Below are 25,124 nucleotides of genomic sequence, written 5' to 3'. Positions count from 1 at the left end.
GATACGGAGTCCCACCCTTACCCGAGGACTGTCCCGCCGATGACGACCGATACTCCGACCGCCCCTCGACGCAGCCTGGCTGCCCGCATCGGCCGCATCGCCTTCCTGGTGGTCGCCGCTCTGCTGGTGATCGTGGTGGCCCTCGCCTTCTTCCTCACCTGGACGATCCAGCGCTCCTTCCCGCAGACCTCCGGAGAGCTCGAGCTGAAGGGCCTGCAGAAGACCGTCACGGTGCAGCGCGACGACCGCGGCATCCCCACGATCACCGCCTCCACCGCGGGCGACTTGTTCTACGCGCAGGGCTACGTGCACGCGCAGGACCGGTTCTTCGAGATGGACTTCCGCCGGCACGTCACCTCGGGGCGCGTCGCCGAGATGTTCGGTGCGTCCCAGGTCGACACCGACAAGTTCCTGCGCACGCTGGGCTGGCGCAAGGTCGCAGAGCAGGAGGTCGAAGCGCTCGATGAGACCACCCGCGGCTACTACCAGGCGTACGCGGACGGCGTGAACGCCTACCTCTCCTCGCGGTCCGGCGCGGAGCTGTCACTCGAATATGCCGTTCTCGGCATGCAGAACCCCGACTACAAGCCCGAACCCTGGCAGCCGGCCGACTCCGTCGCGTGGCTGAAGGCGATGGCCTGGGACCTTCGTACGAATGTCGAGGACGAGACCGACCGCGCCCTGCTGGCCGCGCACCTCGCCGAGGCCGGCCAGACCACGGCGGAGACCCAGACGCTGATAGAGAAGGTCTACCCCCCTTACCCGTTCGATGAGAACCCGGTGATCGTGCCGACGATCTCGACCGTCGATCCGCTCGTCACCGACGCCGCCCCTGCCGCCTTCTCCGGCGGAAGCGGATCCGGCGCGAAGATCGGCGATGCACTGCAGACCGTCGACTGGCAGGAGGCGGACGGCGTGATCGAGGCGGCGAGCATGCTGCTCGGCGGTGTCGGCGAGGGCATCGGCTCGAACTCCTGGGTGGTCTCGGGAGACCTGACCGAGACCGGGATGCCGCTGCTCGCCAACGACCCGCACCTCGGCGCCGCGCTGCCGTCGGTCTGGTACCAGGTGCAGCTGCGCTGCCGCAGCGTCGGCGAGGCCTGCCCGTTCGATGTCGGCGGCTTCTCGTTCTCCGGCCTGCCCGGCGTGGTCATCGGCCACAACGCCGAGATCGCGTGGGGCTTCACGAACCTCACCACCGACGTCGCCGACCTGTATGTGGAGAAGGTGGACGGCGACGCGTACTGGCGCGACGGCGCCCTCGTGCCGCTGGAGATCGAGAAGGACGTCATCAAGGTCGCCGGGGGCAAGGATGTGCCGCTGACCATCCGGCGCACCGTGCACGGCCCCATCGTCTCGGGGCTCACCGGCGACTTCACGGCTGTCGCCGAGCATCCCGTGGTGAAGCTCGGCGAGAAGCTCGTGGATCTTCCCGCCCTCGCGGTCGTCTCCGACGACGTCACCTCCGGAGCCGACACGGCGCTCAGCCTGCGCTGGACCGCCCTCGACCCCGGCACCACCTCCAGCGCCCTGTTCGCGATGAACACGGCCCAGGACTTCGAGGGCTTCCGCCGTGCGGCATCCCTGTTCGATGTGCCGGCGCAGAACCTCATCTACGCAGACCGGGAGGGCAACATCGGCTACCAGGCGCCGGGGCGCCTGCCGATCCGTGGCGGCGGTGACGGCACCCTCCCGCAGGCGGGCTGGGACAGCGCGAACGATTGGAAGGGCTTCATCCCCTTCGACAAGCTGCCCGTCTCGTACAACCCGCCCGAGGGTTACATCGTCACCGCGAACAACGCGATCGTCGGCGACGACTACGACTACTTCCTCTCCAAGGACTGGGACTACGGCTATCGCGCCGCGCGGATCGCGCACCTCATCGAGCGCCGGGCCGCCGCCGCGCCGCTCACCGCACAGGACATGCGCGACATCCAGATGGACGAGGAGATGTGGATCGGCAAGCAGCTCGCCGCCGTGATGGACGGCGTGAAGCTCGAGCGCAAGGGCCCGCGCGCCGCTGTCGACCTGCTGCGCACCTGGGACGCCCAGAACGCGGCCGACTCCGCTGCAGCAGCGTACGCCAACGTGCTGTGGTCGAATCTCGTGCACAACGTCTTCATCGAACGCGAGGTGCCGCTGCCCGTCGGCGACCAGGGACGGCTGTTCACGGTCGTCGGCGGCATGCTCGAGAATCCCGACGACCCGCTGTGGGTGAACGAGAGCATCGACGTGGACGGGATGCCGGCGATGCTGGCGCTGTCGGCCGATCAGGCGTACGACGAGCTCGCCGCCCTGCAGGGCGGGGATGTGAACGGCTGGAACTGGGGCTCGCTTCACGCCCTCAGCCTCCGGCACGCCACGCTCGGCTCATCGGGCATCGCGCCGATCGAGATGCTGTTCAATCGCGGCCCGTACGCGGTGGGCGGCGGGTCGTCGGTCGTCAACGCCACCGGATGGCGGCTGGGCGAGTCGTACGCGACCGTGACGGTGCCCTCGATGCGCATGGTCATCGACCTGTCGGACTTCGACGACTCGACGTGGAACCATCTCACCGGGGCCAGCGGCCACGCCTACAACGCGCACTACACCGACCAGACCGATGACTGGGCGAAGGGCACGCAGAAGCCCTGGGCGTTCAGCGCGAAGGCGGTGCAGAAGGCAGCGGTCGACACTCTGACGCTCAAGCCCGCCGGCTGAGGGCCGGCGGGCTGATCGCCGCGCGGGCTGAGGGCCGGCGGGCTGATCGCCGCGCGGTTCGCGGTGCACAAGGCCGCGGCGGTAGCGTGAGGGGGTGCCCGATCGCCTGCTCGCCCCGCGCGGCGTCCTCGCTGACATCGGTGAGTTCAGCTATGCCGGAGCGACCCTGGTGCACGAGGATTTCGGCATCGGCGCGCGCCCCATCGTGCTGCTGCACGGGATCGGCATGGGCCGCAGCGTCTACCTCGACCTGACCGAGCACCTCGACGGCAGGATCATCGGAATAGACCTCCCCGGCTTCGGCGAGGCTCCGGAGCCACCGCGCACGCTCACCATGGAACGGCACGCCGACCTCGTCGCCGCCTTCCTGCACAGCCGCCGCATCGACGATGCGGTCATCCTCGGCCACTCCATGGGCAGCCAGATCGCCGCCGAGGTAGCCGTGCGGCATCCCGACGTCGTCTCAGCCCTGGTGCTCGCCGGCCCCACCGTCAACAGCGCCTCGCGCACCGTGCGCGCGCAAGCGGGCTATCTGCTCTGGGACCTGGTGCGCGAACGGCCCACGGTGATCTGGCGCGGGGCGCGCGAGTACCTGCGGGGCGGTCCGCACCTCCTGCGCAAGATGCGCGCCACCATCGCCCACCGGCCCGAGCTGGTGTATCCGCGGGTGCGCGTGCCGACGCTCGTGCTGCGCGGGCAGCGCGATCCGCTTGCGCCGATGACCTGGTGCCGCGAGATCGTCGACGCCATCCCCGATGCCCGCTTCGAGGAGATCCCCGACCACGGCCACGGCACGCTGATCAGCGAGTCCGGGGGCGCGGCGGCGACGATCAGCACGTTCATCGCCGGTCTCTGACTCCGAGGCGTCAGCCGGCAGCCGCCCACCGGGCTCAGAACTCCGGAGGATCAGCCGTCTCCATCCTTGAAATCCGGCAGGGTGGCCCGCGCGGGGCCGGATCTCCGGAGTTCTGAGCATCCTCAGTGTCCGCACCGTCTGCCCATGGCCTCCAGCGTCTCCTCGATGGCCGTCCGCACCTCGGTCGGCCGGTCGAAGATGTCGCTTGCGATCGGGCGGATCGTCATATAGCCCAGCCGCGCGGCAGCGATGTCCCGTGCGCGGTCCGCGACCTGCTGGTCCCAGCCCTCGTGGAACTCCCTGCTGTCGCACTCGATGATGAGCCAGCCGGCTACGACGAAATCGACCCGGCCGACGCCCGGCAGCTGCACCTGAGTCTTAAACGGCACGCCGATCGCACGCAGCAGAAGTCGCATGAAGGTCTCGGCTCCGGACTCCGCGGATGGGTCGACCAGCGGAAGCAGCGCTTGGAATCGTCGAGGCAACGTGCGGAAGATCTCCGTGACCTGCTCGACCGTGAGCACGCGGTGATGCAGGACGCTGTCCAACGTCGCCACCGCCGCTCGGGGAGTCTGACAGCGAATGGCCTGCCGGACGGCATCAACGAGCGACACGGCGTGCGCGACACCCATCTCGAGGTCGGTTCCCCAGTGCACGGTTGCGCCCCGCGGGCGGCGGCGTCGACTGCGCGACAGCCGCGAGGAGGCGTGCACGTGCAGGGAGGGCCGCTCGAGCACGAATACTCCGATCAGGCGCAGTAGCGTGAGGCAGCCCACCCTCCCTCCGAAGCGCACAGCTGCGGCGATCTCAGCTGGAACATCCGCATGGGCATAGACGCCGTTCCGCAGCCGCAGCAGCCGACCCGCCCGCACCTCGGCGGTGATCTGCTTGGAGTTCAGGCCCGCGTGTTCGAGGTCGGCACGGCTGAGGATGCGAATGTCGTGCAGGGCGACGATGCGCTCGTGAACAGACGGCTTCTTGTCGGGCATGGCCCAGATCGTCTCGCCTCGGTGCGCCCGGTGCTCCCCCGAATCCAGTGGATGTGGATACGCAGCTGAACCGGCGGTCCGTGCAGACGCAGCTGTCGAAGTCAGTTGCCGCACCAACCGTGGGTTCAGAACTCCGGAGAAGCGTCACGAGAACCGGGAGATCGGCAGTGTCCGGGGGCCCGAGGGCTCGAATCTCCGGAGTTCTGACCCGAGGCGTCAGCCGGCGGCCGGCGGGGTCTGCTTCGATTCCGCGAATTCGTCGGCGACCAGCGTGTGCGCCTGAATCGTGCCGTTGCGATACGCCTGCCTCCCGACCATGTGCGCCGAGAGGGGGGCGGTGGCGAACTGCAGCAGGATCACCGGGGTGACCAGCAGGATCCCCAGCAGGATTCCGCCCAGCGTGCGCTGCGACACAGCGATCGCCAAGCCGATGAGCACGACGCCGAGCACCTGCGGTTTGGTGCCGGCATGCAGCCGGCTCGGCACGTCGCGGAAGTGCAGCAGGCCCACCGCCGCCGACAGGCACAGCAGGGCGCCGAGCAGCACGAGCACCAGCACGATGGATTCGGCGAGCGCGGCGGGCAGCGCGAGGGAGAGGACGGATTCCAGGGTCATGGCGTGGTGTTGTCCCTTCGCGCGACGTAACGGGCGACCGAGATCGAGGCGAACACCCCGACGGCGGCGATGATCAGCATCACCGGGATGTTGCGGGTGTGCCCGTTGATCGCCATGTCGGCGCCAAGCACGCACATGACCTCGGTGAGCAGCACGTCCGACGCGACCGTGCGGTCGAGGATCGACGGTCCGCGGACGATGCGGATCACGCATAGGATCGCCGCTACCCCGAACACGACGAGGGTGGCCACCAGCAGCGGGTTCATCGGCGTCCTCCCTTCGGGGCGGAGCCCCCGGCGGAGCCCTGCCCGGCGCGCGCGCCGCGCACCTCGGCGGCGAGGTCGGCCCGCAGCACGGCGTACTGCTCGGGTGTGCCCACGGCGCGGACGATACGCCGCTCCCATCGCAGCACCTCGGCACGGAAGCGGTCGACATCGGCCCGCGTCCGCACCCCGATCACATGCAGATACAGGATGCGTCGGTCACGGTCACTCTCGACCACGAGCGAGCCCGGGATGAGTGAGGCCGTCACCGCGACGTGGGTGGTGACGATGTCGTCGGCGTAGCGCAGCGGCACCCCGACGATGGCCGCTCCGGGCTGGCGTCGGAAGTCGAAGACCTGCACGGTCACGCTGATCGCGCCGCGGACGACCGCCGCGAGGAAGAGCACGATGAACACCAGGGAGTACCAGAGATTGATCCGTCCGAGCAGCTCGACCGTGGGCAGGCGGAAGACCCGGGTGACGAAGACGGATGCCACGATGCCAGTGACCACGGCGAGCGGCGTGAACTGCTGCCATAGCAGCATCCACAGCAGCACCAGCCAGAGCAGGAACGGCACCTGCAGCAGGAGGTCGCGCAGCAGACGGCGGTACTCGGTGGGCATCAGCTCGCCCCCTCGTCGATCTGCTCGAGGGTGACCGGCTGCAGCAGACCGACGCCGATGCGGTCGCAGATGGCGTACAGCGGTCCGGCGAACACCGTCAGCGCGACCGTCACCACAACCATGCCGGCCGTGGCATACGTCATGATCGGCGGGATCACCCGGGTTTCCCGCTGCTCGTCGGCGGCGGGTGCGCTGCCGAGATACTCGATGCGCGCGTCGTTGTCGGCGCCGCCGTCGTCCTCCCGCCAGAACGCCAGGTTCCACGCGCGCATCAGGGCGTAGAGCGTGAGCAGCGAGGTGACGATGCCGCCGAAGATCAGCACGATCATGAGCGGTGTGCCGACGTCGGCGGCGGCTTCGAACAGCGCGATCTTGCCGATGAACCCGGAGAACGGCGGCAGCCCGCCGAGGTTGATCGCGGGAACGAAGTAGAGCACCGCCAGCACGGGCGCGGCCTTCATCAGGCCGCTGACGCGCAGGATGGAGGTGCTTCCCGCCTTGCGCTCGATGAGGCCGACGGCGAGGAACAGGGTGGTCTGCACGACGATGTGGTGGACGATGTAGTAGACGGTGGCGCCGATGGCGTCCTCGGTCGCGATCGCCAGACCGAAGATCATGTACCCGACGTGACTGACCAGGGTGAACGAGAGGATCCGCTTCAGCTCGGCCTGGGCCACCGCGCCGAGCACGCCGATCACCATCGTCGCCAGCGCCACGATCAGCAGCAGCGTGTTGATGCTGTTCTCGGCGAACAGCTGCGTCTCGGTGCGGATCAGCGCGTAGACGCCCACCTTGGTGAGCAGGCCGGCGAAGACCGCGGTGACCGGCGCCGGCGCCGTGGGGTACGAGTCGGGCAGCCAGAACGACACGGGGAAGATCGCGGCCTTGATGCCGAAGGCGATGACCAGCAGCAGGTGCAGCACGAGCTGCGTCTCCTGCGGCAGCTGAGCGACGCGTTCGGCGACCTGGGCCATGTTCACCGTGCCCACCGCGCCGTAGATCATCGCGATGGCGGCGAGGAAGAGGATGGACGACACGAGCGAGACGACGATGTACACCGCGCCGGTGCGGATGCGGGACTCGGTGCTGCCGAGGGTGATGAGCACGTACGAGGCGACCAGCAGGATCTCGAAGCCGACGTAGAGGTTGAACAGGTCACCCGCGATGAACGCGTCGAAGATGCCCGCCGCGAGGATGAGGTATGTCGGGTTGAAGATCGAGATCGGGGTCTCCTCGGCGCCGTCGGCGGCGCCCTGCCCGATCGAGAACAGCAGCACGGCCAGCAGCACGATGCTCGAGACGAGCACCAGCAGCGCGGCGAGGCGGTCGACGTAGAGGATGATGCCGAACGGCACCGGCCACCCGCCGACCGAGACGGCGAAGGGCTGATCACCCGCGTCGACCGCCACCAGCAGCACGGCGGCGATCACCGACACGGCGAGCAGTGTCACGGTGGTCACGGCGACCTGCAGGCGCGGGCTGCGTCCGAAGATGAGGGTCACCGCCGCGCCGAGCAGCGGCAGCATGACGATGAGGGGAACCAGCGCGCTCATGGGCGCTCCTCCTCATCACGCTCGAGCGGCCCTTCGACGGACGGCTCAGGGGCCGGTCCGGGCTCAGGGCGCTCAGGGGCCCAGGTCGCACGGTCGACCGGGGCATCATCGTGGATGGCCGGGTGGTCGCGCATGTGCAGGACCGTGATGGGGGCGGTGCTGACGCCGACGAAGTCGGTGGTCGCGCCTTCCTCCTCGGGCGTCGACTCGTCGTCGAAGAGCTCCTCTTCGGCATCCGTCCGCTCTCGCACGGCGATGTCGCCCGGGTCGTCCTCGACGGTGTCGGCCTGACCGAGCTGCCAGGAGCGGTAGATGAGCGCGAGCAGGAACGCCGAGACGGCGAAGGTGATCACGATCGCGGTCAGGGTGAGCGCCTGCGGCAGCGGATCGCTGACTGCACCGGTCTCCCCGTGGAAAGGCGCGGCCCCCGGCACTCCCATCACGATCAGCAGCAGCAGGTTGGTGGCGTTGCCCAGCAGAAGAAAGCCGATCAGCACGCGCGTGAGGCTGCGCTCCATCATCGCGTACACGCCGCAGGCGAACAGCACCGCCATGATCGCGATGAGGGTGAGCGAGACATCCATCAGACGACCACCCCGCGCCGGCGCATCTCGAGGGTCTGACGGTCGACCTCGGCGCCGAGGCTGCGCAGCACGTCGAGCACCAGTCCGATCACGACCAGGTACACACCCACGTCGAACACCGTCGAGGTGACGAACTCGAGGTGTCCGAGCACGGGCACCTCCGCCTCCCACACCGCGCTCTGCAGCGGCGCGAGCCCGAAGAACAGCGGCAGCAGCGCGGCCCCCACCGCCAGTGCGAGCCCCGCGCCCAGCAACCGGCCCGCATCGGCGGGCGCGGCCGCGCCCAGTTCCCAGCGCCCGCCTGCGATGTAGCGCATCACCAACGCCATTCCCGCCACCAGGCCCCCGGCGAACCCACCGCCGGGGCTGTTGTGGCCTGCGAAGAGCAGGTAGATGGACACGAGGATGATGGTGTGGAACAGCACGCGCACGATGACCTCGAGGAGGATCGAGCGGTTCTCGGCCTTGACCTGCTGTCCGCTGACCAGCCACGCACGCGGCGCCCCGCGGTTCTCCGCCGTCTGGAACCGCAGCCCGTCCTCGGTCTCGACCATGGGACGCCGTGCGGTGGCACGACGCTCGGTCTCCGGCAGGTCGCGTGTGGCGGAGAGCAGGTCCGCACGATGGGTGACGAAGACGAGGGATGCCACCCCGGTCGCGGCGAGCACGAGCACGCTGAGCTCGCCCATCGTGTCCCAGCCGCGCAGATCGACGAGAGCCACGTTCACGACGTTCTTGCCGTGACCGAGTTCGTAGGCCAGTTGCGGGAAGTCCAGCGAGATCGGGTCGAACGCGCGCGCTTGGGTGGCGACGATCGCGACGAAGGCCATCACGACCCCCACCCCCACCGCCAGCAGAGCGCGGGGGATGCGACCCACCGAGGCGTTGTGCTCACCCATGCGCGAGGGCAGCCGGCGCAGCACGAGAGCGAAACTCACCATGGTGACCGTCTCGACGAGGATCTGCGTGAGAGCGAGGTCGGGTGCGCCGCTGGTGGCGAACAGCACGACCATGCCGAGCCCCGTCACCGATACGAGCACCACCCCGGTGTACCGCTTGCGCGCGCGGATGGCCACGATGCCGGCCGCGGCCATCACCGGGGCCACGACGATCTGTGTCGGGGTGTGCCAGGCCGACAGTGCCAGCTGCTCGGGGGATGCCGCGACGAGCGCGGTCGCCTCGGCCGCCAGCAGCACCACGAAGATCGTGCCGACGTACAGGGGCAGCGATCCGCGCTGCGTGATGCTGGTGGTGACGACCGACAGCCGGTCGACCGCGCGCATGACGGCGTAGTAGGCATCGGCCGCGGTGAACCGCAGCAGTCGCCGGCGCAGGTGCCAGCCGGTGCGGATGCTGAGGACGAAGACCATCGCGCCGACCGCGATCGCCCCGAGCGAGAGGAACAGGGCGGGTTCGAGGCCGTGCCACAGCGCGAGATGCCCGGCATCGGCGCCGTCCAGCGTGCGTGCGTATCCCTGCAGAGCGACGTCCAGCGCGGGGGCACCGATGCCGGCGGCGACGGTCAACCCGGAGAGGATGATCGGGGCGGACAGGAACCCCACCGGCGGATCCGGCCATGCCGTATCGGGCATATGAACGCCCTCAGCATCCTTCTTGCGCCACAGCGCCCCCCAGAGGAAGCGGCACCCGTAAGCCGCGGTGAGCACAGCTCCCAGCGTCACGCCGATCAGCGCTGCCCACCCCCAGACCGAGCCGTGCTGGGCGTCGTCGAGCAGAGCGGTGAGCGTCGATTCCTTGGCGACGAAACCGAGAGTCGGCGCGATACCGACCATCGAGGCGATCGAGAGGAAGGCCGCCGTCGCCATCACCGGCGCCTGACGACCCACACCCGAGAGCTCGCGGACATCACGCGTGGAGAGCTGGCGATCGATGACGCCGACGATGAGGAAGAGCGCCGACTTGAACAGCGCGTGTGCGATCACCAGCGTGAGGCCGGCGAGCGCGGCTGCCGGGGTGCCGTAGCCGATCACGACCGAGAAGAACCCCAGCTGGCTCACTGTTCCGAAGGCGAGAATGCGCTTGAGGTCGGTCTCACGCAGCGCCTGCACGCCGCCCAGCAGCAGCGTGAGCAGCCCCAGGGTGATGACGATCGGGCGCCACGGCGCGGAGAGCGCGAAGATCGGCGCGAAGCGGGCGATGAGGTAGATGCCGGCCTTCACCATGGCCGCGGCGTGCAGGTACGCGCTCACCGGGGTCGGCGCGGCCATCGCGCCGGGCAGCCAGAAGTGGAACGGGAACAGCGCCGACTTCGAGATCGCCCCGATCAGCAGCATGACGACCGCGGCATCCACCACCGGGCCGGTGGGTGCGAGGGCGAGCAGCTCGCGGATGCTGGCGGTGCCGGCATCGACGACGAGCATGATCACCCCGACGAACATGACCAGGCCGCCCAGCGTCGTCACCAGCAACGCCTGGAGGGCAGATCGCCGGCTGGCCGCGCGCGTACGGTAGTGCCCGATGAGCAGGTAGGACAGGATGCTGGTGAGCTCCCAGAACATCACGAGCATCACGAGATCGTCGGTGAGCACGAGCCCGTACATGGCCCCCGCGAACCCGAGCAGCACCCCGGCGAACTGCCCCACCTCTCGACCCTCGTCGTGGAAGTACCAGCGGCAGTACAGCAGCACGAGGGCGCCGACGCCGGTCACGATCAGCGTGAGCACCCAGCCCAGCACGTCCATGTGCATCGACAGGTTCAGGCCGAGCTGCGGGATCCACCGGTACGCCTCGAACGGCTTCTCCGCGGCATCCAGCACCTGCGGGGTGAGGGTGAGCGTGTGCGCGAACGCCGCGGCGGGAACGAGCGCGCCGAGCACGAACGCCTGTGCTCCGAGCCAGCGCACCAGGAGGGGGAGAAGAAGCGACCCAGCCAGGAACACGGCGAGGAGCAACAGCATAAGCGGCTCCTCAAGCTCGTCGAGGCCTTCCGGCACAGGCGGGCGATGTGTCCCTATTCTACGGGCCCGCCGCGCCATGCGGCGCGCCGGATCGTAACCTGGAGGGCATGAACATCCGCTTTCCGCATGGTCCGGTGGTACCCGAGATCGGGATCGGCACCTGGTTCGTCGGCGACGTTCCCGCCCGCCGCGACGAGGAGATCGCCGCGATCCGCGCGGGCCTCGATGCCGGGCTGAGCGTGGTGGACACGGCCGAGATGTACGGCGACGGGCGCTCGGAGCGCCTCGTCGGCGAGGCGATCGCCGGTCGTCGCGATGATGTCTTCCTGGTCAGCAAAGTGCTGCCCCACCACGCGGATGCGGCCGGCGTCCGGCGGGCAGCGCAGCAGAGCCTGCAGCGTCTGGGTACGGACCGCCTCGACCTCTACCTGCTGCACTGGCGCGGCGGGGTGCCTGTCGACGAGACAGTCGCGGCCTTCGAGCGGCTGCAGGGTGACGGCGACATCCTCGCCTGGGGTGTGAGCAACTTCGACACGGAGGATCTCGCCGAGCTGCCCGCGGGGTGCGCGACGGATCAGGTGCTCTACAACCCCATCCGGCGTGGTCCGGAGCTCGACCTCTTCCCCGTCCTGCGTGTGCAGCAGATTCCCGTGATGGCATACTCGCCGCTCGAGCAGGCGCGCCTGCTCGATGACCCGCGCCTGCGCGAGCTGGCCGACTCGCTCGGCGCGTCGCCTGCGCAGCTCGTGCTGGCGTGGGTGGTGCGCACCGGCGACGTGCTGGCGATCCCCAAGGCCGCGACGGTCGCGCACGCCCTCGAGAACGCCACCGCGCGTGAGCTCTCGCTTGACGACGACGTCCTCACCGAGATGGACGAGCTGTTCCCTGCACCCCGGCATCCGGTTCCACTCGAGATGCTCTGACGCCGAGCCGCCGCTGAAGCCGCGTCGGTCTAGGCGACCCCCGGCGGCGGCGCCGCGGTCTCGCCTTCGCGCAGCAGACACGTGAAGTGCACCGAGCCGCCGTCCTCGCCGCCGAGCATCCGGGCGACCTGCTCGCCCGCGGCGCGGCCCTTGGCGAGGGCGGGCTGGACGATGGTCGTCAGCTGCAGGGATCCGAGTCCGTCCGCCGCGATGCCGTCGAAGCCGACCACCGTGAGGTCCTGTGGAACGCGCAGTCCCAGCTCCTCCGCGGCGCGGATCGCCCCCACCGCCAGCAGGTCGCTCTGCGCGACGATGGCAGTCGGCCGATCGGCACGCAGCGCCCCGTCGGCGTCCGTCAGCAGCATCCGCGCCGCGAGGATGCCCTCGTCCACGAGGCTGCCGCGCGCCGAGACACCCGGCGCCTGCGGGTACACCTCCCAGAACCCGGCGAGCCGGTCGACGGTCACGGTCACCGTCGCCCCGGCGACGCGCTCGGGCGTGAGCTGCGCGCGATCGCGTGCGACATCCAGCGGCAGGGTGATCGTCGCCGCGCGTCGATGACCCAGCCCGTGCACGTGGCGGCTGATCTGAGCGCTGGCCTCGCGGTTGTTCAGGGTGATCTGCGGGGCGTCGTCGCCGGCATCCCCCTCGATCACCACCACCGGCAGACCGCGACGGCGCACGACCTCGAGCGCCGTGCGGGCACGGCTCGAGCAGCCGATCAGGACCACCGCGTCGACCGGCGCATCCGAGATCGGCGGCGGCTCGTCTTCGCGCGGATCGTCGCGCAGCAGCAGGATGCCGGCGCTGAGCGCGGCGAGGGCGTCGGTGAGTCCGTCCATCATCGCCGTGGTGACCGGATCGAGGAACGCGTCGCGCAGCTCCCCGCCCAGCACCACCCCGACGATCCCGCTGCGTCCGGTGCGCAAGGACGCCGCACGCGGGTCGGGCCCGGCGTACCCCAGCCGCGCGGCGGCGGCGAGCACCTTCGTGCGCGTCGCCTCGGCGACGTTCACCTTGCCGCTGAAGACGACCGAGGCCGTCGAGGTGGACACGTGAGCCTCGCGAGCGACGTCGGCAATGGTCGCACGACGCCCGCTGCTGCTCATCCTCCGAGGATAACCTGCGGGGAGGTGCACGGATCGAATCGTTTCGATTACGATAGCCGGATGCACATCGCTCTCACCCGCTCGCAGTTCGTGCGCTGGCGCACCGCGATCTTCGCCATCTTCTTCGCCAGCGGACTCTCGATCGCCACCTGGGCGTCGCGCGTCCCGAGCATCGCCGCGGCACTCGAGATCGACAAGGCGCAGATCGGCCTTCTGCTGCTGTGCATGGGTGTCTCCTCCATCATCGGCATCTCCACGGGGCCGATCGTGATGGCCCGCACCGGCGCACGACTGGGGATGCTGATCGGCATGCTCATGTTCGGCAGCGGTGTAGCCCTGATCGGCCTGGGCACCGACGCGCTCGGCTCTGTGCCCGTGGTGATCGTGGGCCTGGCCCTGTTCGGCTTCGGCAACGGATCAGTCGACGTGATGATGAACGTCGAGGCCACCGCGATCGAGCAGCAGATGGGCCGGACGATCCTGCCGGTGTTCCACGCCTTCTTCAGCTTCGGCACCGTCATCGGCGCCGGCATCGGCGCGGGCGCAGCGCTGCTGCACCTGAACGTGGCGACCCACTCCGGCATCATCGGCGTGGTCATCGTCGCCGCCGCCGTCGTCTGCTTCTTCCAGGTGCCGGTGCGCGAGGCGGCCGCCGTCGCGGCCCCTGCCGAGAAGCCCTCCTTCGGCCGGCGTGTGCACACCGCCCTCGAGGCGTGGCGCGAGCCGCGCACCTATGCGCTCGGCGTCGTCATGCTCGGCATGTCGTTCGCGGAGGGCGGGGCGAACGACTGGATCGCCCTCGGCGTGGTGGAGGGCCACGGCGAGGCGGTCGGCATGGGCGCGCTCGCGCTCACGGTCTTCTCGGTGGGCATGACGCTGGTCCGACTCTTCGGCGGGCCGCTCGTGGACCGCTTCGGTCGCGTGGCAGTGCTGCGCGTGCTCGCGGTGGCCGCCGCATCCGGCATCCTGCTCTTCATCCTCGCTGACCCGCTTCCGCTGGTACTGCTCGGAGCCGCCCTGTGGGGCATCGGCGCCTCGCTCGGATTCCCGCTCGGGATGTCGGCCGCGGCCGACGACCCGGCCAAGGCCGCAGCCCGGGTGAGCGCCGCGGCGACCATCGGCTACGTCGCCTTCCTCGGCGGCCCACCGGTGCTCGGGATGATCAGCGAGCACATCGGGCTGCTCAACACGCTGTTCATCCTGGTCGCGCTCGTGGTGATGTCGGGGCTGTTCTCGTCGGCCGCGAAGCCGCTGCGCGCCGAGGAGCCGGTGCTGACGAAGTAGGCTCGTCGGGTGCGTCTCGTCATCGCCCGCTGCGCAGTCGACTACACCGGTCGACTCAACGCGCACCTGCCCCTCGCCACCCGCCTGCTCGTGCACAAGGGCGATGGCAGCCTGCTCGTGCACTCCGACGGGGGCAGCTACAAGCCGTTGAACTGGATGAGTCCGCCGTGCTCGCTCACGCCCGAAGTGCCGGGTGAGGACGAGGCCGGCGCCGGAGTGATCGAGGTGTGGCGGGTCACTCACCGCAAGACCGGCGATGCGCTGCGCGTGCAGATCTACGAGATCCTGCACGACTCCGCGCACGAGCTCGGCGTCGATCCCGGGCTGCAGAAGGACGGCGTCGAAGCCGACCTGCAGCGCCTGCTCGCCGAGCAGGTCGACCTCATCAGCGAGGGCGCGACGCTCGTGCGCCGCGAGTACCCCACCGCGATCGGACCGGTGGATCTGATGGTGCGCGATGCCAACGGCGCCGCGATCGCCGTGGAGGTCAAGCGTCGCGGCGACATCGACGGTGTCGAGCAGCTCACCCGCTACCTCGACCTCTTGGGACGCGATCCGCATCTCGCCCCCATCACCGGAGTCTTCGCCGCGCAGGAGATCAAACCTCAGGCACGCGTACTCGCCGAGGACCGTGGCATCCGCTGCGTCGTGCTGGACTACGAGGGCATGAAGGGCATCGAGTCCGGCATCCCCCGCCTGTTCTGAGTGCCGGCGAGCGCGCGCGTAGGCTGAAGTCATGCCTGCTTCGCCCTACACCTGCATCCTCTGGGACGTCGACGGCACGATCGCCGATGCCTCCCCCGGCATCCTGCCCCGGCTGCGTGAGGTGCTCACCTCATACGGGCTGGCTGAGCCGGATGCCGCATCGCTGTCGCTGTGGATCGGACCGCCCCTGCAGGAGTCCTTCCAGGTGCGGGCGGGAATGGATCCCGCGCAGGCGGAAGAGGCGGTGCAGCGCTACCGGGCCCTGGCTGCGGCCGACGGCTACGCGGCGTCCGTGGAGCTGTACCCGGGGGTGCCCGATGTGCTGCGCGAAGTGCACGCCGCCGGCATCCCGCAGTCCACTGCCAGCACGAAGCCCGAGAACCAGGTGCGCGCCATCCTCGACCACTACGAGCTGACCCCGCTCTTCACCGCGGTGTCGGGCGCGCGGGTCGGCACGGTCGGCAATCACGACGGGAAGGCGTTCGTGGTCGGCCAGGCGCTGGAGCGGCTGCGCTCGGCGGGGGCTGACGTCTCGCGTCCGGTGCTGGTCGGCGATCGCCATCACGACGTCGACGGCGCCGCCGAGCACGGCATTCCGGTGATCTTCTCGGAGTGGGGCTTCGGCGTGCCCGCCGAGGCGGCGGGCGCCAAGGCCAGAGTCGCCGACGCCGGCGAACTGCGCGCGCTGCTGCTGGGCTGAGCCCCTCGAAAACACAGAACTCCCCGAGTGCGCCCTGTCGGCACACCCGGGGAGTTCGGAACCCGCCTCAGAGAGGGCGGATGTTCTCAGCCTGCAGGCCCTTGGGACCCTGCGCCACATCGAACTCGACGCGCTGGTTCTCGTCGAGCGAGCGGTAGCCGCTGGATGCAATGGCGGAGTAGTGCGCGAAAACGTCGGCGCCGCCGTCGTCGGGGGAGATGAAGCCGAAGCCCTTCTCCGAGTTGAACCACTTGACCGTGCCCTGGGTGCTCATTTACTGCCGTTCTGCTGATTGCCATGCCGACGCAGGATGCCCCGGCTGCGCTAACGCTATCCCAGCCGCCCCGCTCGGCAACAGGGCGAAGCAGAAGGTGATGGAAATGTTGCACGGGAAATTGGATGGCCCCCACCGCGGGGGGAGCGGTGAGGGCCGAAGACGACCGGAGGGTACGTCAGATTCCAGCATACACGCGGAAAGAAAAATTTGTCCCCCAAATGGGGGACAAATCGAGAAAAGAGTGCCATGATGAGAGCGGCACCCTCACCTTACTCTTGGGGAAGTGAAGGAAGGGACCGAATGTACGCGGTGATCGTCGGACACACTGGGGAGTGACCGCTGCCGAAGGGGGATTCGGCAGAGAAGCGATCAGATCCCACCGCGCACACCTTCAGCACAACCTGAAGGACACCTGGGGATTGCAGGCTCGGAGAGGAAGCGTTCGCACAGCGAGGCGCACGATCCTCTCCGAGCCGCACCCATGTCTGCGAGCGATACCGGTGCGCCGTCTGCAGACGCACCCCGCGATAACGCGACCTTCTCGTGCTGTCAATCCCTTGGCGATACGTGATGCACGAGTGCGATGCTGTCAGCTCCACGTAAGGCAGGGCGGGGAACCCGCCCGTGAACGGAGGGAGCGACATGGGAGCCATGGACGACGCCAAGCACAACACCGAGAAGATGGTGGGCAAGGCCAAGGAAGGCATCGGTGACGCCACCGACAACCAGAGCCTCGAAGCCGAAGGCAAGGGCGACCAGGTCAAGGCTGACGCCAAGAAGGTCGGCGATGACATCAAGGACGCCTTCAACTGATCTTCCCGGCTGTTGAGCCGCTCGAGCGCCGCCGACCCCCGGTCGGCGGCGCTCGTCGTCTGCGAGGAGAAGAGATGAGTGAACGCGCCCGCTTCGGCGTCGAAGAGGAGTTCCTGCTGCTGGATGATTCCGCGCTCGTGCCACTGTCGGGCAGCGGTCTCGTCGATCGTGTGAAGGGCCCGGCACCGGCCGGCGGCACCATCACCTCCGAGTATCTGACCAGTCAGTTCGAGTGCGCGACCGATCCGGTGGGCACGCTCGAGGCGGCCGGGCACCAGTTGAGCGCGATGCGGCGGCTGCTCGCCGATCTCGCCCCGCCGCATTCGCTCGTCGCCGCGACCGGCGCTCCCCTTGCGCAGTTCGGGGCGCCGCTGATCTCGGCATCCGCGCATTACGACGATGTGTCGACGCTGCTGGGGCAGCTGACCCGGCAGCACGCGGTGAACGGCCTGCACGTGCACGTCGAGGTGCTCGGCGACGAGCAGCGCGTGCAGGCGCTGCGGCGCGTGCGCGGCTGGCTGCCGGTGCTGCTCGCTCTCAGCGCGAACTCGCCATTCACCTACGGCGTGGCGTCGGGGCTGGCGAGCTGGCGCAGCATCCTGATCCGCCGCCTGCCGGTGTCGTGGGCGCCGCCGGCGTTCTACGACGCCGACGAGTACCACCGCACCATAGACCGGCTGGTGCGCATCGGTGTGCTTCCCTCGCGCGCATCGACCTCGTGGGCGGTGCGGCTCTCGGAGCGCTTCGACACGGTCGAGGTGCGCGTCGCCGACGCGCAGCTGCGCGTGGACGACGCGCTGCTGCTGGCCGCGCTGATGCGTGCGATCGTTGTCGCGGGCGAGGTCCCGGACGCCGCTCCACCCGCGGCTGAGCTGGACGCCGCGCTGTGGTCGGCTGCCCGCCACGGCATGCATTCCCGGCTGTTCGCCCCGGACGGCGAGGTGGAGGAAGCATGGGAGGCGGCGCAGCGGATGCTGGACGGCATCCGCCCTGCCCTCGAGGAGCTGGGCGACTCGGCCTTCGTCGACGACCATCTCGCCCGCCTCCGCAGCGAGGGCACGGGTTCGGAGCGGCAGCTGCGCGCGCACGCATCCGGCGGTGTGGACGCGCTGGCCCATCTCTACCGGCGCTGGTGAGCGCGACGATACCGTGAAGACATGAGCGCGCTCGACGAGGTGCCCCTGCCCGCCGCGCTGCTGTGCGACTCCGCCCTGCAGCACAATGCGGGCGCGATGGCCGAGTATGTCGCCGCGCGCGGCATGCTGCTCGCCCCTCACGTCAAGACGCACATGAGCCCGGAGCTGTGGCGGCTGCAGCAGCGGCACGGTGCTGTCGCCGCGACGGTCGCGACCGCCGCCCAACTCGCCGCGATGGCGGATGCCGGTGCGCGCCGGCTCCTGGTGGCGAACGAGATGGTCACCGCAGCGGATCTCGCCGTGCTCTGTCAGGTGCGCCGCGCGGGCGCCGATGTCATGGTGTTCGTCGACTCCGTCGCCGGAGTGGAGCGGATGGACGCCGGACTCGCCCGCTCCGGGCCCGAGCTCGACGCGCTCGACGTGCTCATCGATTTCGGTGTCGCCGACCGACGCACCGGAGTGCGCACGGCCGACGAGGCCCTGACCGTCGCTGCGGCGGTGGCGAACAGCCGAATGCTGCGCCTGCGCGGACTGGCCGGGTACGAGGGCATCCTCTGGCCCGAGCCCGAGGCGGTCCGCGCCACGCGCACCGTCGAGTACCTCGACGACGCGGTGGCGGCGATCGAGCGCCTGCTCGACAGTGACCTGTTGCCGGCGGCGCCCGCCCGGCCTGCCGGCCACGCGGATCCCAGCGATCTTTGGCGCGGCGGACCCCTGGCCAGCTTCGGCGGCTCCGATCTGTACCCGGCCGTCGCCGACCGCGTGCGCGCCGCGTTCCCCGCCGAGCAGCTCCGTGTGGTGCTGCGCAGCGGCTGCTACCTGCCGCACGATCACGGACGGTACCGGCGCGCACAGCAGACGGTGACCGCGCATCATCCGTTGCCGGTCTTCCGGCCGGCGCTGGAGGTCTGGGGTGCCGTGCTCTCCATCCCCGAGCCGGGCCTCGTCGTCGTGGGTGCCGGCAGGCGCGACATGTCGTATGACGACGCCCCGCCGGTCACCATCCTGCACGCGCGCGACGGGCAGGTGCGTTCGATGCCCGAGATCGCCCCGACGGCGATGTACGACCAGCACAGTGTGCTGCGTGTGGATCAGCGGGACGACGGTCAGCCGGTCCCGCCGCTCGCCGTCGGCGACCTGGTGGCCTTCGGCGCGTCGCACCCCTGCACCACGTTCGACAAGTGGCGAGAGCTGACCGTGGTCGACGACGACCGACGGCCGCTGTCGCGGGTCCGCACTCTGTTCCACTGACCGCTCATCGGCGGCCTATCATCCAGTTATGGGCAGATTGAAGTATGACGGCACCGCGGCGCCCGTCATCATCGACGACGTGATCCTCGCGCACCTGAAGATCGTGATCGGCACCAAGCTCCGCCGCAACGAGAGCTTTCTGATGACCTGGGTGCGTCACGACGGCGGCGAGGACGCGCGCACCACCATCTGGCTGCACCCGGCGATCCCGCTGCAGTTCGGGTTCGACGATGCCACCATGCACCCCATCGACCCCGACCGGATCGCGTCGATCATGACGGCGCTGAACGCCAGCGGGGAACTGGTGCTCGACGAGTACATCCCCGCGCCGTCACACAGCTGAACCGCTCCGGAGACGAGGAAGGCCCCGGATGATCCGGGGCCTTCACACTGTGCGCGAGGGGGTGTCTGGTTTCAGGACATCGTGAACGGGTGTCTCGGGACATCGTGAACGAGCTGCGTCGCAGGGTGAAGATGTCTCAGGACATCGTGAACGGGTGGCCAAGTACGAGATCCTGATCAAAGCCGTCACCGTGCAGCACCGCTCCTACGGGGAGGTCGCTGCACGCTACGGAGTGTCAAAGACCCTCGTGCACAAGCTCCACCACCGATGGCTCACCGAGGGCGAAGCCGCTTACCAGCCACGATCCCGACGACCGAGATCCACTCCCAACCGCACTCCCGAATCAGTCCGGCTACGGGTGATCGCGCTACGCGACGAACTCACCGCGCAGGGACTGGACGCCGGCGCCGACACCATCGCCGCCCACCTCTCGCACGAGAAGACCCACCTGTCCCGGACCACGATCTGGCGCATCCTCACCGCCACCGGGAAAGTCAGCCCGCAACCCCAGAAACGACCCCGCTCATCCTGGCGCCGATTCGCCGCCGACCGCCCCAACGAGCTCTGGCAATCCGACTTCACCCACGTCACCCTCACCGACGGCACCGACACCGAAGTCATCGGATGGATCGACGACCACTCCCGCTACATGCTCCACCTCAGCGCACACCGCCGCGTCACCGGCCGCACCGTCACCGACACGTTCACCGACACCGCCGCCCGCCACGGCTACCCCACAGCCACCCTCACCGACAACGGCATGGTCTACACCACCCGCCTCGCCCGCGGCGGACGCGGACGCCCAGACGGCGCCGGCAACGGCTTCGAAACACTCCTCGCCGACCTCGGGATCACCCAGAAGAACGGCAAACCCTTCAAACCCACCACCCAAGGCAAGATCGAACGCTTCTGGCAGACCCTGAAGAAATACCTCCACGCACACCCCGCCGCATCCCTGACACAGCTGCAAACCACGCTCGACACATTCCGCGACTACTACAACAACACCCGCCCGCACCGCGGCATCGGCCGCAGAACCCCCGCCTTCGCCTACGAGCTCATCCCGAAAGCGGCTCCCACCCAACCCGCCGATCCGAACATCTGGCGCGTCCGCTACGACACCATCGACAACGACGGAAAGATCACCCTGCGCCGCTCAGGACGACTCCTCCACCTCGGCATCGGACGCGCCCACGCCCGCACCGAGATCATCTGCCTCGTCCACAACAGCAACGCCACCATCATCACCCTGAACACCGGCGAACTCATCGCAGAATTCACCCTCGACCCCACCAAGAACTACCAACGCAAAAACGACTGAACCCCCGGAAACCGGGGGTTCAGTCGTTCACGATGTCCTGAGACATCACACTGTGCGCGAGGGGGGACTTGAACCCCCACGCCCTTGCGAGCACTGGCACCTGAAGCCAGCGCGTCTACCTATTCCGCCACTCGCGCATCGTTTCGTTCCGCAGAACTCAACCCCGAAAGGCTATCACGATCCGAGTGCCGCCCCGAACACCCCCGGCCCCGGCGCACGCATCCTCAGCACGGCTGACTACGATGGCCCTACCGGTCGGCATGCCAGAGGAAATCCCGTGGGAATACTTGACAGCTTTGAGAAGGGTCTGGAACGCGCTGTGAACAGCGCGTTCGCCAAGACCTTCCGCAGCGGCGTGCAGCCGGTCGAGATCGCCTCCGCGCTGCGCCGCGAAGCCGACACGAAGGCGGCCGTCGTCAGCCGTGAGCGCATCATCACGCCCAGTGACTACCTGGTCCGTCTCAGCCCCGAGGACCACGAGCGGATGCGCGGACTCGGACGGGCGCTGCACGACGAGCTCTTCGCCCTGCTCACCGCCCACGCCCGCACGCAGGGCTACAGCTTCGCGGGTCCGCTGCACATCTCTCTCGAGGCCGACGAGCGTCTCTCCACCGGCATCGTGCGGGTCAACTCCTCCTCCGTCGAGAGCAGCGTCGACTGGCAGGGCGTCGTCGAGATCGACGGCCGACGGCATCCGCTGAACAGTGCGCGCACGGTCATCGGCCGCGGCAGCGACGCCGACATCACCATCTCCGACGCCGGCTCCAGCCGCCGTCACGCCGAGATCCTCTGGGACGGCGAGCGCGGTCTGCTGCGCGACCTCGGCTCCACCAACGGCACGAAGGTCGACGGTCACAAGATCCGCGAGACGCCCCTCAACCCCGACATGTCCTTCACGATCGGACGCACTGAGCTGACCTTCCGGGTCCTGCCGGTGACCGGGAAGGAGGGGACCATCCGATGAGCGAACTCGTGCTGCTGCTGCTGCGCATCGGGTTCCTGGTGCTGCTGTGGTTCTTCGTGTTCGGCGTGGTCTACTCGCTGCGCGCCGATCTGTTCGGCGTGCGGGTGCGCAAGATGCCCGCGGGCGAAGCCGCCGCCGTGCCGGTGCCTTCCCCGGCTCCACAGCCGCCGCGTTCGAGCGGCGCGGGCGATCGCGCCCCCACGCACCTCGTGATCACCTCGGGCCCCAAGACCGGCCTGGAAGTGCCGCTGGGCGCCGCCGACTCGCTCTCGATCGGCCGTTCCAGCGAGTCCGGCCTGGTGATCCGCGACGACTACACCTCCAGCCACCATGCGCGCCTCGCCAAGCGCGGCGACATCTGGACGATCCAGGACCTCGACTCGACCAACGGCACCTACCTCGCCGGTCAGCGCCTGGGTGGCACGCCCACCCAGGTGGGCATCGGCACTCCGATCAAGGTGGGCGCGACGACCTTCGAGCTGCGATCGTAAGGCGCCGCGACACGATGGTCTTCGAGGGCTCGAGCGCTGCGATCTCCCACACCGGGAAGGTCCGCTCCAACAACCAGGACTCCGGTTACTCCGGCGCCAACCTGTTCGTCGTCGCCGACGGCATGGGCGGCCACGCCGGTGGCGACGTCGCCTCGACGATCGCGGTGAGCCACATGGAGGCCCTCGACCGCGCGTACACCTCCACCGACGACGCCCAGGCCGAGCTGCAGGCTGCCGCGACCACCGCCGCAGCCGACCTGGTGCGCGCCTCGAAGGAGCGCCCGGAGCTGGCCGGGCTCGGCACGACGCTGTGCGCCATCGTGATGGTCGACGACTACGCCGTGATCGGCCACATCGGCGACTCGCGCATCTACCTGTACCGCGACGACGTGCTCACCCAGATCACCACCGATCACACCTTCGTGCAGCGCCTCGTCGATTCCGGCCGCATCACCCTGGAAGAAGCCCGGTATCACCCGCGCCGCTCGGTGCTCATGCGCGTGCTCAGCGACATGGACATCGCGCCCGATCTCGACATGTTCGTCATGCCCACGCACCCGGGCGACCGCTGGCTGCTGTGCTCGGACGGGCTTTCGGGCGTCGTGGACGACGAGCACATCGCCAAGGCCATGCGCCTCGGCCTCGCTCCCGGACGAACCGCCGATCAGCTGCTCAAGCAGGCGCTCGACGGCGGCGCACCCGACAACGTCACGATCGTGCTCGTGGACGTGGGCGGCGCCCATCCCCTCTCCTCCGGCACGCCCACTGTGGTCGGCGCGGCCTCCAATCCATCCGATCTGCCGGTTCCCGCTCCGCGGCCCTCGCTCACCGGCTGGCTGCACCCCGTGCTGCAGGCGGCGAACGAGCCCAGCCACTTCGAGCCCGACTCCGAGGACTTCTTCGAGGAGATCATCGAGGAGGATCGCCGGCGTGCCCGCCGCCGTCGCATCGCCTGGCTCGTGGCGCTCTTCCTCGCCCTGCTCGCGCTGGTCGGCGCCGGCTTCATCGCGTACAACTGGACGCAGACGCGCTATTTCGTGGGCGCCGACGACGACAGCGTGGTGATCTACCGCGGGGTGCAGCAGAACGTCGGCCCGTTCTCGCTGTCCACCGAGGTGAAGGACACCGGCATCCTGCTCGCCGATCTGCAGTCCTACCAGCGCGCGTCGGTCGAGCGCACCATCAACGCCCGCTCGCTGGCGGATGCCGAGGCGATCACCGAGCGCCTCGCGAAGATGGTGCTGCCCGTCGAGCCGGCCACGCCGCAGCCCGAGCCCAGCGCGTCGCCCACCCCGGCGGCCACGACGGAAGCGCGGACACCATGACCGCGGTCAGCACAGACACCAGTGTCATGAAGGCGCTGAAGAAGATCCGGATGCCGCAGAAGCAGCGCAACCGGGAGTTCTGGCTGCTGCTGTTCGCGCTCGTCATCTCGGGCGCATCGCTCACCCTCGTGCAGCTGGGCGCCGAGCAGGCCATCAACACGACGATCCTCACGTTCGCCGGCGGCCTGGCCGTGCTCGTGTTCGCACTGCACGTGGTGCTGCGGGTCGTGGCATCCGACGCCGATCCCTTCGTGCTGCCCATCGCGACGGTGCTCACCGGGCTGGGTATCGCGATGATCCACCGGATCGACATCGCGAAGAAGTACACCGGCTGGGACGCCTTCTCGACCAAGCAGCTGGTGTGGACGGCGATCTCGCTGGCGGGGGCGATCGCCCTGGTGATCGCGCTGCGCAACTACCGCGTGCTGTACCGCTTCACGTACGTGTCGGGCCTCACGGGCATCGTGCTGCTCATCCTGCCCTTCATCCCCGGACTGCGAGCGCGCGGCGTGAACGCCGACGTGTGGGTGTCGCTCGGCGGCTTCGTGTCGTTCCAGCCCGGCGAGCTCGCGAAGATCTGCCTGGCGATCTTCTTCGCCGGCTACCTGGTGCGCACGCGCGAGAGCCTCACCTCGGTGGGCAAGAGGTTCCTGGGGCTCACCTGGCCCCGGATGCGGGAGCTCGGACCGGTGCTCGTGGTCTGGCTGCTCTCGCTGCTGATCATCGTCACGCAGCGCGACCTCGGCACCGGTGTGCTGATCTTCGGCATGTTCATCGCCATGCTCTACGTCGCCACCGGCAAGACGAGCTGGGTGCTCATCGGCCTCGGCGGCGTCGCGGCGGGCGCGTTCCTCGCCACGCGCATCCTCGACTACGTGCAGCGCCGGTTCACGAACTGGCTGGATGCCTTCAACCCCGACATCATCACCCGCGACGGCGGCAGCTATCAGCTGGTCGAGGGCATCTTCGGCCTCGCGCACGGCGGCCTGATCGGCACGGGCTGGGGACAGGGCCGCCCGCAGATCACGCCGCTCGCGCACAGCGACTACATCATCCCGAGTCTCGGTGAGGAGCTCGGCATCGTCGGGCTGTTCGCCATCCTCTGCCTGTACATGGTGTTCGTCAGCCGCGGACTGCGCATCGGCATGGCAGGTCAAGACGACTTCGGCAAGCTGCTGGCGACCGGCCTGTCGTTCACGATCGCACTGCAGGTGTTCATCATGGTCGGCGGCGTGACCCGGGTGATCCCCCTCACCGGCCTGACCACGCCGTTCCTCGCCGCCGGTGGTTCGTCGCTGGTCGCGAACTGGCTCATCGTCGCGCTGCTGCTGCGCGTCAGCGACGCCGTGCGGCGCCAGCCGAGGGTGGTCATCGGATGATG

24 protein-coding genes and 1 tRNA gene are annotated in these 25,124 nt (G+C 69.1%); 15 read left to right on the top strand and 10 right to left on the bottom strand.

Translation table 11 applies throughout. The features are described from left to right. Nucleotides 1-39: 39 nt before the first annotated feature. Together WFG93_RS02685 and WFG93_RS02680 are read left to right on the top strand one after the other, a co-directional pair. A complete protein-coding gene (locus WFG93_RS02685; RefSeq protein WP_336644767.1) occupies nucleotides 40-2,700 on the top strand; it encodes a penicillin acylase family protein in 2,661 nt (886 codons plus the stop codon). A 94-nt stretch (nucleotides 2,701-2,794) separates the two neighbouring features. Beyond that, a complete protein-coding gene (locus WFG93_RS02680; protein ID WP_336644766.1) occupies nucleotides 2,795-3,556 on the top strand; it encodes an alpha/beta fold hydrolase in 762 nt (253 codons plus the stop codon). 122 nt (nucleotides 3,557-3,678) lie between these two features. Here the strand turns inward: WFG93_RS02680 and WFG93_RS02675 are convergent, their stop codons facing one another. The 7 genes from WFG93_RS02675 to WFG93_RS02645 all read right to left on the bottom strand — a co-directional run bounded on the left by WFG93_RS02675 (nucleotide 3,679) and on the right by WFG93_RS02645 (nucleotide 11,101). Then, on the bottom strand, nucleotides 3,679-4,545 hold the full coding sequence (locus WFG93_RS02675; RefSeq protein ID WP_336644765.1) for a type IV toxin-antitoxin system AbiEi family antitoxin domain-containing protein: 867 nt from the start codon (nucleotides 4,543-4,545) through the stop codon (nucleotides 3,679-3,681). A gap of 216 nt (nucleotides 4,546-4,761) precedes the next feature. Next, nucleotides 4,762-5,160 carry a cation:proton antiporter gene (locus tag WFG93_RS02670; protein ID WP_336644764.1) on the bottom strand — a complete coding sequence of 133 codons (399 nt, stop codon included), beginning with the start codon at nucleotides 5,158-5,160 and terminating at the stop codon, nucleotides 4,762-4,764. Next, nucleotides 5,157-5,426 carry a monovalent cation/H+ antiporter complex subunit F gene (locus WFG93_RS02665; protein WP_336644763.1) on the bottom strand — a complete coding sequence of 90 codons (270 nt, stop codon included), beginning with the start codon at nucleotides 5,424-5,426 and terminating at the stop codon, nucleotides 5,157-5,159. Before WFG93_RS02665 ends, WFG93_RS02670 begins: the two co-directional genes overlap by 4 nt. Beyond that, the gene (locus WFG93_RS02660) at nucleotides 5,423-6,046 is read right to left on the bottom strand and encodes a Na+/H+ antiporter subunit E (protein WP_336644762.1); all 624 of its coding nucleotides are present in this window, start codon (nucleotides 6,044-6,046) and stop codon (nucleotides 5,423-5,425) included. Before WFG93_RS02660 ends, WFG93_RS02665 begins: the two co-directional genes overlap by 4 nt. Continuing rightward, the gene (locus tag WFG93_RS02655; RefSeq protein WP_336644761.1) at nucleotides 6,046-7,599 is read right to left on the bottom strand and encodes a Na+/H+ antiporter subunit D; all 1,554 of its coding nucleotides are present in this window, start codon (nucleotides 7,597-7,599) and stop codon (nucleotides 6,046-6,048) included. The genes WFG93_RS02660 and WFG93_RS02655 overlap by 1 nt, the downstream gene beginning before the upstream one ends. Beyond that, nucleotides 7,596-8,183 (bottom strand): Na(+)/H(+) antiporter subunit C, encoded by a 588-nt coding sequence (locus WFG93_RS02650; protein WP_336644760.1) that lies wholly within the window; start codon nucleotides 8,181-8,183, stop codon nucleotides 7,596-7,598. Before WFG93_RS02650 ends, WFG93_RS02655 begins: the two co-directional genes overlap by 4 nt. Next, nucleotides 8,183-11,101 carry a Na+/H+ antiporter subunit A gene (locus WFG93_RS02645; RefSeq protein ID WP_336644759.1) on the bottom strand — a complete coding sequence of 973 codons (2,919 nt, stop codon included), beginning with the start codon at nucleotides 11,099-11,101 and terminating at the stop codon, nucleotides 8,183-8,185. Before WFG93_RS02645 ends, WFG93_RS02650 begins: the two co-directional genes overlap by 1 nt. Before the next feature lie 107 nt (nucleotides 11,102-11,208). Between WFG93_RS02645 and WFG93_RS02640 the strand changes: the two genes are divergently transcribed. Next, nucleotides 11,209-12,024, top strand: a complete 816-nt coding sequence (locus WFG93_RS02640) for an aldo/keto reductase (RefSeq protein WP_336644758.1) — start codon at nucleotides 11,209-11,211, stop codon at nucleotides 12,022-12,024. A 29-nt stretch (nucleotides 12,025-12,053) separates the two neighbouring features. Here WFG93_RS02640 and WFG93_RS02635 read toward each other — a convergent pair whose 3' ends face one another. After that, nucleotides 12,054-13,133 (bottom strand): LacI family DNA-binding transcriptional regulator, encoded by a 1,080-nt coding sequence (locus tag WFG93_RS02635; protein WP_336644757.1) that lies wholly within the window; start codon nucleotides 13,131-13,133, stop codon nucleotides 12,054-12,056. A gap of 60 nt (nucleotides 13,134-13,193) precedes the next feature. Between WFG93_RS02635 and WFG93_RS02630 the strand changes: the two genes are divergently transcribed. Genes WFG93_RS02630 through WFG93_RS02620 form a run of 3 tightly spaced genes read left to right on the top strand, consistent with a single transcriptional unit; the run spans nucleotide 13,194 to nucleotide 15,822 of the window. Further along, nucleotides 13,194-14,417, top strand: coding sequence for an MFS transporter (locus tag WFG93_RS02630; RefSeq protein ID WP_336644756.1), 1,224 nt, complete (start codon nucleotides 13,194-13,196; stop codon nucleotides 14,415-14,417). Nucleotides 14,418-14,426: 9 nt separating this feature from the next. Then, nucleotides 14,427-15,122: an endonuclease NucS gene (nucS, locus tag WFG93_RS02625; protein WP_336644755.1), complete on the top strand. Its 696-nt coding sequence runs from the start codon at nucleotides 14,427-14,429 to the stop codon at nucleotides 15,120-15,122. Nucleotides 15,123-15,153: 31 nt separating this feature from the next. Next, nucleotides 15,154-15,822 (top strand): HAD hydrolase-like protein, encoded by a 669-nt coding sequence (locus WFG93_RS02620; protein ID WP_336644754.1) that lies wholly within the window; start codon nucleotides 15,154-15,156, stop codon nucleotides 15,820-15,822. Between the two features lie 67 nt (nucleotides 15,823-15,889). Here WFG93_RS02620 and WFG93_RS02615 read toward each other — a convergent pair whose 3' ends face one another. Next, nucleotides 15,890-16,096, bottom strand: a complete 207-nt coding sequence (locus WFG93_RS02615) for a cold-shock protein (RefSeq protein WP_071641060.1) — start codon at nucleotides 16,094-16,096, stop codon at nucleotides 15,890-15,892. A 645-nt stretch (nucleotides 16,097-16,741) separates the two neighbouring features. On the opposite strand from WFG93_RS02615, the gene WFG93_RS02610 reads away from it, so the two are divergent. From WFG93_RS02610 to WFG93_RS02590, 5 genes are all read left to right on the top strand, one after another. Beyond that, complete coding sequence (locus WFG93_RS02610; protein ID WP_336644753.1) at nucleotides 16,742-16,912, top strand: CsbD family protein; 171 nt, start codon at nucleotides 16,742-16,744, stop codon at nucleotides 16,910-16,912. A gap of 74 nt (nucleotides 16,913-16,986) precedes the next feature. Further along, on the top strand, nucleotides 16,987-18,048 hold the full coding sequence (locus WFG93_RS02605; RefSeq protein ID WP_336644752.1) for a carboxylate-amine ligase: 1,062 nt from the start codon (nucleotides 16,987-16,989) through the stop codon (nucleotides 18,046-18,048). Between the two features lie 21 nt (nucleotides 18,049-18,069). Beyond that, on the top strand, nucleotides 18,070-19,299 hold the full coding sequence (locus WFG93_RS02600) for an alanine racemase (RefSeq protein WP_336644751.1): 1,230 nt from the start codon (nucleotides 18,070-18,072) through the stop codon (nucleotides 19,297-19,299). Nucleotides 19,300-19,327: 28 nt separating this feature from the next. After that, on the top strand, nucleotides 19,328-19,642 hold the full coding sequence (locus WFG93_RS02595; protein ID WP_336644750.1) for a DUF7882 family protein: 315 nt from the start codon (nucleotides 19,328-19,330) through the stop codon (nucleotides 19,640-19,642). Between the two features lie 154 nt (nucleotides 19,643-19,796). Next, nucleotides 19,797-20,963: an IS481 family transposase gene (locus WFG93_RS02590; RefSeq protein WP_336644749.1), complete on the top strand. Its 1,167-nt coding sequence runs from the start codon at nucleotides 19,797-19,799 to the stop codon at nucleotides 20,961-20,963. A 53-nt stretch (nucleotides 20,964-21,016) separates the two neighbouring features. On the opposite strand, the gene WFG93_RS02585 is transcribed toward WFG93_RS02590, so the two are convergent. After that, nucleotides 21,017-21,100: transfer RNA gene (locus WFG93_RS02585), tRNA-Leu, on the bottom strand. 140 nt (nucleotides 21,101-21,240) lie between these two features. On the opposite strand from WFG93_RS02585, the gene WFG93_RS02580 reads away from it, so the two are divergent. Genes WFG93_RS02580 through WFG93_RS02565 form a run of 4 tightly spaced genes read left to right on the top strand, consistent with a single transcriptional unit; the run spans nucleotide 21,241 to nucleotide 25,122 of the window. Continuing rightward, nucleotides 21,241-21,927 carry a DUF3662 and FHA domain-containing protein gene (locus WFG93_RS02580; RefSeq protein WP_336644748.1) on the top strand — a complete coding sequence of 229 codons (687 nt, stop codon included), beginning with the start codon at nucleotides 21,241-21,243 and terminating at the stop codon, nucleotides 21,925-21,927. Continuing rightward, nucleotides 21,924-22,418 (top strand): FHA domain-containing protein FhaB/FipA, encoded by a 495-nt coding sequence (locus tag WFG93_RS02575; RefSeq protein ID WP_336644747.1) that lies wholly within the window; start codon nucleotides 21,924-21,926, stop codon nucleotides 22,416-22,418. The genes WFG93_RS02580 and WFG93_RS02575 overlap by 4 nt, the downstream gene beginning before the upstream one ends. A 14-nt stretch (nucleotides 22,419-22,432) precedes the next feature. Next, a complete protein-coding gene (locus WFG93_RS02570) occupies nucleotides 22,433-23,743 on the top strand; it encodes a PP2C family protein-serine/threonine phosphatase (protein WP_336644746.1) in 1,311 nt (436 codons plus the stop codon). After that, nucleotides 23,740-25,122 carry an FtsW/RodA/SpoVE family cell cycle protein gene (locus WFG93_RS02565; RefSeq protein ID WP_336644745.1) on the top strand — a complete coding sequence of 461 codons (1,383 nt, stop codon included), beginning with the start codon at nucleotides 23,740-23,742 and terminating at the stop codon, nucleotides 25,120-25,122. Before WFG93_RS02570 ends, WFG93_RS02565 begins: the two co-directional genes overlap by 4 nt. The last annotated feature ends 2 nt before the right edge of the window (nucleotides 25,123-25,124 follow it).

The sequence above is a fragment of the Microbacterium sp. USHLN186 genome (genome assembly GCF_037145155.1).
Classification (GTDB): domain Bacteria; phylum Actinomycetota; class Actinomycetes; order Actinomycetales; family Microbacteriaceae; genus Microbacterium.
The sequence above is the reverse complement of the archived record's forward strand: the minus strand, read 5'-3'. Positions and strand labels throughout refer to the sequence as shown.